General features: G+C 65.3%; 7 protein-coding genes. 4 read left to right on the forward strand and 3 right to left on the reverse strand.

Going from position 1 to position 8,623, the window contains the following annotated elements; translation table 11 throughout:
- Nucleotides 1-307: 307 nt before the first annotated feature.
- The 3 genes from IP86_RS21795 to IP86_RS21805 form a co-directional block, all read right to left on the reverse strand.
- Nucleotides 308-880 carry a hypothetical protein gene (locus IP86_RS21795; RefSeq protein WP_054164529.1) on the reverse strand — a complete coding sequence of 191 codons (573 nt, stop codon included), beginning with the start codon at nucleotides 878-880 and terminating at the stop codon, nucleotides 308-310.
- Nucleotides 881-1,160: 280 nt separating this feature from the next.
- Complete coding sequence (locus IP86_RS21800) at nucleotides 1,161-1,373, reverse strand: DUF4170 domain-containing protein (protein WP_054164530.1); 213 nt, start codon at nucleotides 1,371-1,373, stop codon at nucleotides 1,161-1,163.
- 24 nt (nucleotides 1,374-1,397) lie between these two features.
- Nucleotides 1,398-3,032 carry an isocitrate lyase gene (locus tag IP86_RS21805; RefSeq protein ID WP_054164531.1) on the reverse strand — a complete coding sequence of 545 codons (1,635 nt, stop codon included), beginning with the start codon at nucleotides 3,030-3,032 and terminating at the stop codon, nucleotides 1,398-1,400.
- 222 nt (nucleotides 3,033-3,254) lie between these two features.
- Between IP86_RS21805 and IP86_RS21810 the strand changes: the two genes are divergently transcribed.
- From IP86_RS21810 to IP86_RS21825, 4 genes are all read left to right on the forward strand, one after another.
- On the forward strand, nucleotides 3,255-4,697 hold the full coding sequence (locus IP86_RS21810; protein WP_054164532.1) for a helix-turn-helix domain-containing protein: 1,443 nt from the start codon (nucleotides 3,255-3,257) through the stop codon (nucleotides 4,695-4,697).
- A gap of 242 nt (nucleotides 4,698-4,939) precedes the next feature.
- Nucleotides 4,940-6,319, forward strand: coding sequence for a lytic murein transglycosylase (locus IP86_RS21815; protein WP_082364184.1), 1,380 nt, complete (start codon nucleotides 4,940-4,942; stop codon nucleotides 6,317-6,319).
- Between the two features lie 79 nt (nucleotides 6,320-6,398).
- Nucleotides 6,399-7,583, forward strand: a complete 1,185-nt coding sequence (locus tag IP86_RS21820) for a substrate-binding domain-containing protein (protein WP_054164533.1) — start codon at nucleotides 6,399-6,401, stop codon at nucleotides 7,581-7,583.
- 179 nt (nucleotides 7,584-7,762) lie between these two features.
- Nucleotides 7,763-8,527 (forward strand): ABC transporter ATP-binding protein, encoded by a 765-nt coding sequence (locus IP86_RS21825; protein WP_054164534.1) that lies wholly within the window; start codon nucleotides 7,763-7,765, stop codon nucleotides 8,525-8,527.
- Nucleotides 8,528-8,623: the final 96 nt, after the last annotated feature.

Here is an 8,623-nt window from a genome sequence, read left to right on the forward strand (position 1 = left end):
CGGAGCCTGTCATCGGGCGGCGCTCCGCGCCGACCCGTTGGCTCGCAATGACGGGGAAGGGCTTTGCTGGAATGCCAGAGCAGTTCCGCTTTTCTTAGAATCGGATCGGAGGATCAGTAACTCCCGCCACACGCACAACCTCATGGTGAGGAGGCGCGGAGCGCCGTCTCGAACCATGGGCCGCTCATACCGCGTCCCCCCATCCTTCGAGACGCCCGGCTTTGCCGTGCTCCTCAGGATGAGGAATCAGTGCCTGCGGAGTCGGATCGTTTCCATCAAGCGATGAAGCGCTCTAAAGCGCTCGCTATCACACGTTGCGCAGTGCCGCGAATAACGCGACGGCGAACAGCGCCAGGGCGCCGGCGAGGAAGCCGAGCAGGAAGAGCCAGAAGCCGCCGCGGCGCGGTTTGGATGGCGGCGCCGGATCGGCCGAAGCCGGCAGCAGCAGCGGGCCCGCCGCGGCCAGCGCGTGGTCGCGCTCGATCAGGCGGCGTGCCACATAGCTGGTGATGGCATCGACGATCACCGCCGGCTGGTGCGATTCGGCCAGCACGATGCGGCCATAGCGGGTGTCCTGAACGAAGCGATAGACCCGCTTGTCGCGGCCCATCATCACGTGGGCGACGACATCGATCCACAGCCGCGGCGTGTCGCCCTGGCTGAAGCCGCGGTCGAACAGATCGACGCCGGCCGGAATCTCGTCGAACAGCGGGTCGAGCGCCTCGTTGAGAATCTCCAGCCGGGCGATCTCGGCGTCGCGCAGATCGACCACGACGCCGGTGCGGTCGGCCGCCTCGATCCGGGCCTGCCGCAGCGCATCCCGCAGCCGCATCGGCCGCGCCTGCTCCAATCCGTCGATCTTGTTCTGCGCGTCCGCCATCCGATGCCCGGCTCGACTGTTCCCGATTAACCTATCAGTAACCCTCGTCGCCGCAAAGGCCCTGATCCTGCAAGGATTTGCGGCACGCGCGCCAGAGCGGACGGAGCCAAAGCGGCGGCGGAACAGCCGCGCAGTGCCAACGCGGCAACCGCTTCGATGCTCCTAAAACGACGATGGCGGCCCCGCCGGGTTGCCCCGATGAGACCGCCAAAGTCCTTGGACGTCTTCTATCTCTTCAGCTCGCCGCGCGGCGCGTGCGCCGCCGCGGCTCAGGAGCGGATCAGGCCGGGGTGACGGCCCGGTTCGGCTCTTCCACGATGGAGAACCGCACGCCGGCGCGATGGCGGTTTTCCTCGGAGAGAGTCTTCCAGGCCTCTTCGGCCTCCTGGCGGGTCTTGAAGGGGCCCTTCACCTGGGCGGACCCTTCGACGAGCTTGTGGAAGTTCATCGAACCGAACTCGCCACCGATCACCCAGAAGTTGCTGCCCGACATGATCCTGTCTCCTGTTTCTTTGCGTTAGCTGAACTGGTTCATCGTGTTGTGTTCGCCGCCGGCCTTCAGGGCCGCTTCGCCGGCGAAGTATTCCTTGTGGTCGTCGCCGATGTCGGAGCCGGCCATGTTCTGGTGCTTCACGCAGGCGATACCCTGACGGATTTCCTGGCGCTGCACATTCTTAACATATCCCAGCATGCCCTGGTCGCCGAAATATTCGCGGGCCAGGTTGTCGGTCGACAGCGCGGCCGTGTGGTAGGTCGGCAGCGTGATCAGGTGATGGAAGATGCCGGCGCGCTTGGCCGAATCCGCCTGGAAGGTGCGGATGCGGGCGTCGGCTTCGATCGCCAGCGGGGTTTCGTCGTATTCCGCCTTCATCAGCTCGGCGCGGTTGTACTTGGACACGTCCTTACCTTCTTCCTTCCAGGCATCGTAGACCTGCCAGCGGAAGTTGAGCGTCCAGTTGAACGACGGCGAGTTGTTGTAGGCCAGCTTGGCGTTCGGCACGACTTCGCGGATCCGATCGACCATCGAGGCGATCTGCTCGATATGCGGCTTCTCGGTTTCGATCCACAGCAGGTCGGCGCCGTTCTGCAGCGAGGTGATGCAGTCCAGCACGCAGCGGTCCGCGCCGGTGCCCGGACGGAACTGGTACAGGTTGCTCGGCAGACGCTTCGGCCGCAGCAGCTTGCCGTTGCGGCTGATGATCACGTCGCCATTGCCGATCTTGGTGGCGTCGACTTCCTCGCAATCCAGGAAGCTGTTGTACTGGTCACCGATGTCACCCGGCTGGTGGCTGACGGCGATCTGCTGGGTCAGGCCGGCGCCGAGCGAGTCGGTGCGGGTGACGATGACGCCGTCTTCCACGCCCATCTCGAGGAAGGCGTGACGCAGCGCGCGCACCTTGGCGATGAACACGTCGTGCGGCACGGTGACCTTGCCGTCCTGGTGACCGCACTGCTTCTCGTCCGAGACCTGATTCTCGATCTGCAGCGCGCAGGCGCCCGCTTCGATCATCTTCTTGGCGAGCAGATAGGTCGCCTCGGCGTTGCCGAAGCCGGCGTCGATGTCGGCGATGATCGGCACGACATGGGTCTGGAAATTGTCGATCTGGTCGATGATCGCGGTTTCCTTCGCCTTGTCGCCGGCCTCACGGGCCTTGTCGAGCTGGCGGAACAGGTCGTTGAGCTCGCGCGAGTCGGCCTGGCGCAGGAAGGTGTAGATCTCTTCGATCAGCGCCGGCACCGAGGTCTTCTCGTGCATCGACTGGTCGGGCAGCGGGCCGAATTCGGAACGCAGCGCCGCGATCATCCAGCCCGACAGGTAGATGTAACGACGGTCGGTGCGGCCACCGCCGTGCTTCTTGATCGAGATCAGCTTCTGCTGCGCGATGAAGCCGTGCCAGCAGCCCAGCGACTGGGTGTACTTGGTCGGGTCGGCGTCATACGCCGCCATGTCGGCGCGCATCTGCGCCGCGGTGTAGCGGGCGATGTCGAGACCGGTCTTGAAGCGGTTCTGCAGGCGCATCCGGGCCACGGCCTCGGCGGTGACGCCATTCCAGGTCGGCTTGTCCTTGAGGAGAGCTTCGGCCGCTTCGAGCTCGCTCTGGTAGGAGCTCGGACCGTGGATGGCGCTGATGCCGCGTGGCTGGAAGTTCATGACATGATCCCTTTGGTGACGACAAAACCGCGGCGCGCTGCCTGAGACATTCTTGACAGCGGCGCTGCGAAACGTGTCGCTACGTAAACGCGAGATCGGGAAAGACGTACAGACCTCTTGCGAACGAATGGTGATGTCATGTAACTTCAGTACATGTAACAAATGTAACTTTGTAAAATTTGTAAAAATCCGCGAGCGGGCGAAGCTGAAGGAACTGTTAAAATGGCCGGCGATACCGGGAAAAAGCTGTTCGTCGGGCCGCGATTCCGGCGGATTCGCCAGCAGCTCGGCCTGTCACAGACCCAGATCGCCGAAGGATTGGGGATTTCGCCCAGTTACGTCAACCTGATCGAGCGCAACCAGCGCCCGGTGACCGCCCAGATCCTGCTGCGGCTGGCCGAGACCTACGACCTCGACCTGCGCGACCTCGCCACCGCCGACGAGGACCGGTTCTTCGCCGAGCTCAACGAGATCTTCTCCGACCCGCTGTTCCGCCAGATCGACCTGCCCAAGCAGGAACTCAAAGACCTCGCCGAGCTGTGCCCCGGCGTCACCCATTCGCTGCAGCGGCTGTACGCTGCCTATACCGAGGCGCGCCGCGGCGAGACCATGGTGGCGGCCCAGATGGCCGACCGCGAGCAGATCCGCTACGAGGCCAATCCGATCGAGCGCGTCCGCGACCTGATCGAGGCCAACCGCAATTACTTCCCGGAACTCGAACAAGCCGCCGAGGCGGTCCGCGACGAACTCAACGCCAGTTCGCAGGAGCTGTTCGGTGCGCTCGCCGAGCGGCTGCGCGAGCGGCATTCGATCACGACGCGGATCATGCCGGTCGACGTGATGCGCGAGACGCTGCGGCGCTTCGACCGCCATCGCCGCCAACTTCTGATCTCCGAACTGGTCGACTTCCAGGGCCGCGCCTTCCAGGCCGCCTTCCAGATCGGACTCACCGAATACGGCAGCGTGATGGACGGCATCGTCGCCCGCACCGGCTCGCTCGACGACGGCGCGCGGCGGCTGTTCCGCATCACGCTGGGCAATTACTTCGCCGCCGCCCTGATGATGCCCTACGCGGCGTTCCACGCCGCCGCGGAACAACTCAGCTACGACGTCAACGTGCTGGCACAGCGCTTCAACGCCGGCTTCGAACAGGTCTGCCACCGCCTGACCACGCTGCAGCGGCCGAACGCGCGCGGCGTGCCGTTCTTCCTGCTGCGCGTCGACAACGCCGGCAACGTCTCCAAGCGGTTCTCCTCCGGCACCTTCCCGTTCTCGAAATTCGGCGGCACCTGCCCGTTGTGGAACGTGCACTCGACCTTCGACACACCGGATCGCCTGCTCAAGCAAGTGATCGAACTGCCCGATGGCAGCCGCTACTTCTCGATCGCCCAAATGGTCCGCCGCCCGGTCGCCCCGCACCCGCAGCCACAACCGCGCTTCGCCCTCGGCCTCGGCTGCGAAATCCGCCACGCCAGCAAACTGATCTACGCCGCCGGCATGGACCTCGACAAAGCCGAAGGCACCCCCATCGGCGTCAACTGCCGCCTCTGCGAACGGGAGCATTGCTCGCAACGGGCCGAGCCACCGATCACGCGAACGCTGATTTTGGACGAGAATACGCGGCGGGCGAGCAGTTTTTCGTTCAGCAATGCGCGGGAGCTGTGAGGACCGCGCTGGCTCTCATGTTTTGCGCGACCTGTCCTCCCCGTCATTGCGAGCGAAGCGAAGCAATCCAGCTCCGAGCACTGGGCTGGATTGCTTCGTCGCTTCGCTCCTCGCAATGACGGAGGGAGACGTTGGCCACCCGACGAGGGCTCACACCGCCCGTCATGGCCGGGCTTGACCCGGCCATCCATCCCGCCAAGACTCCTCGCCTGATTTGCTGGATCGCCGGGTCAAGCCCGGCGATGACGTTTGTGGAGAAGGCGATGCTGCGGTTGAAGTCGACGGCGCGATATCTGCGGGGCTCTTTCAGTGCGATCGCGGCAGTCGCAACCATCGTGCTATCCACGTCGTTCTCCACCTCCCCCGCCCTCGCCCAGCGCGGCGCATCCTGTCACGGCGGCCAGAGCTTCGATCAGTTTCTCGCCGGCCTGAAACAACAGGCGGTGGCCGCCGGCGTCTCTCAACGGGCGATTGCGCAAGCTTCGCCGTATCTCGTCTACGACCAGGGCATCGTCAATCGCGACCGCGGTCAGCGGGTGTTCGGGCAGATCTTCACGGTGTTCGCCGGGCGGATGGCGTCGGAGGGGCGGCGCGTCAAAGGCCAGCAGCTGATCAAGCAATATGCGCAAGCGTTCGCGCGCGCCGAGAAGGAGTACGGCGTGCCGGCGGCGGTGATCGCCGCATTCTGGGCGCTGGAGAGTGACTTCGGGGCGATCCAGGGCAACCTCTCGACGCTGCGCTCGCTGGTGTCGCTCGCCTATGACTGTCGGCGCTCCGAGATGTTTCAGCAGGAAACCATCGCGGCGCTGAAGATCATCGACCGCGGTGATCTGTCGCCCGGCGAGATGATCGGATCATGGGCGGGCGAACTCGGCCAGACGCAATTCCTGCCGCGGCATTATTACGACTACGCGGTCGACTATGACGGCGACGGCCATCGTGACCTGTTGCACAGCGCGCCCGACGTGATCGGCTCGACCGCGCACTACATCGCCACCGGCCTGAAATGGCGCCGCGGCGAGCCGTGGTTGCAGGAGGTGCAGGTGCCGGCCAACCTGCCGTGGGATCAGGCCGACCTGTTGGTGAAGCAGCCGCGCTCGCAATGGGCGCAATGGGGCGTCGCCTATCCGGACGGCCGGCCGCTGCCCAAGGACGACATGCCGGCGTCGCTGCTGCTGCCGATGGGCCGCCACGGCCCGGCGTTCCTCGCCTACGCGAACTTCGCCGCCTATACGGAGTGGAACAACTCGCTGATCTACTCGACCACGGCCGCTTACCTCGCGACCCGCATCGCCGGCGCGCCGCCGATGCGCAAGCCGACCGCACAGGTCGCGCAGCTGTCGTTCAACGAGATGAAGCAGCTTCAACAATTGCTGGTGCGCGCCGGCTTCGACGTCGGCAAGGTCGACGGCGTGCTCGGCCAGCAGACCCGCACCGGCGTCAAGGCGATGCAGATCAAATACGGCCTGCCGGCGGATTCCTGGCCGACTGCCGACCTGCTGACCCGGATGGGCGGCTCGATCACGCCCGCGCCGTCCGCCTCGGCTGAGCCGCCGTTCCGTCCGGCCGGCCCGCAGCCGGTGCAACGTCAGCGCCGTCTGCCGCCGCCTTTACCGGAATAGCTAATTTTCATCTGCCGGCACGTTCCAAGTTTCGCCGACTTGCTCTAGGGTCGCGCGCAACGAAAACCGGAGGAAGAACGTGCGTCATCTGTCCCTCGTTGCCGCCGCCGCCCTAGCGCTGACCGGAGCGGCCGCCGCCAAGGCCGACGATCTCAAGATCGCGCTGATCTACGGCAAGACCGGCCCGCTCGAAGCCTACGCCAAGCAGACCGAGACCGGGCTGATGATGGGCCTGGAATACGCCACCAAGGGCACGATGACGCTCGACGGGCGCAAGATCGTGGTGATCACCAAGGACGATCAGTCCAAGCCCGACCTCTCCAAGGCGGCTCTCGCCGAAGCCTATCAGGACGACGGCGCCGACATCGCGATCGGCACCTCGTCGTCGGCCGCCGCGCTGGCCGATCTGCCGGTCGCCGAAGAGAACAAGAAGATCCTGATCGTCGAGCCGGCAGTGGCCGACCAGATCACCGGCGAGAAGTGGAACCGCTACATCTTCCGCACCGGCCGCAACTCGTCGCAGGACGCGATCTCCAACGCGGTGGCGATCGGCAAGCCGGGCGTCACCATCGCGACGCTGGCACAGGACTATGCGTTCGGCCGCGACGGCGTCGCCGCCTTCAAGGAAGCGCTGGCCAAGACCGGCGCGACGCTCGCCGCCGAGGAATACGTCCCGACCACCACCACCGACTTCACCGCGGTCGGCCAGCGGCTGTTCGATGCGCTGAAGGACAAGCCGGGCAAGAAGATCATCTGTGTGGTGTGGGCCGGCGGCGGCGATCCCCTGACCAAGCTGCAGGACATGGACCCGAAGCGCTACGGCATCGAGCTGTCGACCGGCGGCAACATCCTGCCCGCGCTCGCCGCCTACAAGCGCCTGCCCGGCATGGAGGGCGCGACCTATTACTACTACGAAATCCCCAAGAACCCGATCAACGACTGGCTCGTGACCGAGCACCAGAAGCGCTACAACGCGCCGCCGGACTTCTTCACCGCCGGCGGCTTCTCGGCCGCGATGGCGGTGGTCACCGCCGTGCAGAAGGCGAAGTCGACCGACACCGAGAAGCTGATCACCGCGATGGAGGGGATGGAGTTCGACACGCCCAAGGGCAAGATGGTGTTCCGCAAGGAAGACCACCAGGCGCTGCAGAGCATGTATCACTTCAAGGTCAAGGTCGATCCCAACCTCGCCTGGGCCGCGCTCGAGCCGGTGCGCGAGCTCAAGATCGAGGACATGACCATCCCGATCAAGAATAAGAAATAACCTTCCGTGTCCCGGACGCGATGCGGCACGCAGTGCCGCTTCGCAGATCCGGGACCCCGGTTTCTTCACGCGCACCGACACCGGGGCCCCGGATCAGCAGCGCACCACGCCGAGAGCGCGGCGCGCTGCGCAGCATCCGGGGCACGCTGAACTCAAGCATCGTCATTCCGGCCAGCCTCATGACCACCCTCGAAACCCAATCCCTCACCATCCGGTTCGGCGGCCATGTCACGGTCGATGGGGTGAGCTGTGCGTTTCGGCCGGGCGAACTGACCGCGATCGTCGGGCCGAACGGCGCCGGCAAGACGACGTATTTCAACCTGATCTCCGGTCAGCTCAAGCCGAGCGCCGGGCGCATCCTGTTCGACGGCGCCGACATCACCAGGATGACCGCGCCGCTGCGTACCCGCGCCGGGCTCGGCCGCGCCTTCCAGCTCACCAATCTGTTTCCCAATCTCAGCGTCGAAGAAAACGTCCGCCTCGCCGTGCAGGCGCATAGCGGCACGCATTACGACATGCTGCGGCCGTGGCGGACGCGGCGCGACCTGATCGATCGCGCCGACGCCATTCTCGACAGCGTTGCGCTCGGCGCCCGCCGCGCTGTCGCCGCCACCGCGCTGTCGCACGGCGACCAGCGCAAGCTCGAAGTCGCGCTGATGATGGCGCTGGAGCCGAAGGTCTACATGTTCGATGAGCCGACCGCCGGCATGAGCGTCGACGAAGTCCCGGTGGTGCTCGATCTGATCGCCCGGCTGAAGACCGATCCGTCAAAAATCATCCTGCTGGTCGAACACAAAATGGACGTCGTCCGCTCCCTCGCCGACCGCATCATCGTCCTCCACCACGGCAAACTCGTCGCCGATGGCAAGCCCGCCGAGGTGATCGCCTCGCCGATCGTGCAGGAGGCGTATCTCGGCATTGCGCCGGGGAAGAGCGCGGCGTGAATGTGATGGTGATGATGCTGACGTCAATGCACTCTCTGTTGGTAGCACCCTCTCCGCTCGCGCCGGCGCGCTCCCTCTCCCGCTTGCGGGAGAGGG

This window comes from Rhodopseudomonas sp. AAP120 (assembly GCF_001295845.1).
Classification (GTDB): Bacteria; Pseudomonadota; Alphaproteobacteria; order Rhizobiales; family Xanthobacteraceae; genus Rhodopseudomonas.

Coding starts and splice junctions, on each gene's coding strand:
- IP86_RS21810 (WP_054164532.1), top strand. CDS start 3,255: ATGGCCGGCGATACCGGGAAAAAGCTGTTCGTCGGGCCGCGATTCCGG.
- IP86_RS21825 (WP_054164534.1), top strand. CDS start 7,763: ATGACCACCCTCGAAACCCAATCCCTCACCATCCGGTTCGGCGGCCAT.
- IP86_RS21815 (WP_082364184.1), top strand. CDS start 4,940: ATGACGTTTGTGGAGAAGGCGATGCTGCGGTTGAAGTCGACGGCGCGA.
- IP86_RS21800 (WP_054164530.1), bottom strand. CDS start 1,373: ATGTCGGGCAGCAACTTCTGGGTGATCGGTGGCGAGTTCGGTTCGATG.
- IP86_RS21805 (WP_054164531.1), bottom strand. CDS start 3,032: ATGAACTTCCAGCCACGCGGCATCAGCGCCATCCACGGTCCGAGCTCC.
- IP86_RS21795 (WP_054164529.1), bottom strand. CDS start 880: ATGGCGGACGCGCAGAACAAGATCGACGGATTGGAGCAGGCGCGGCCG.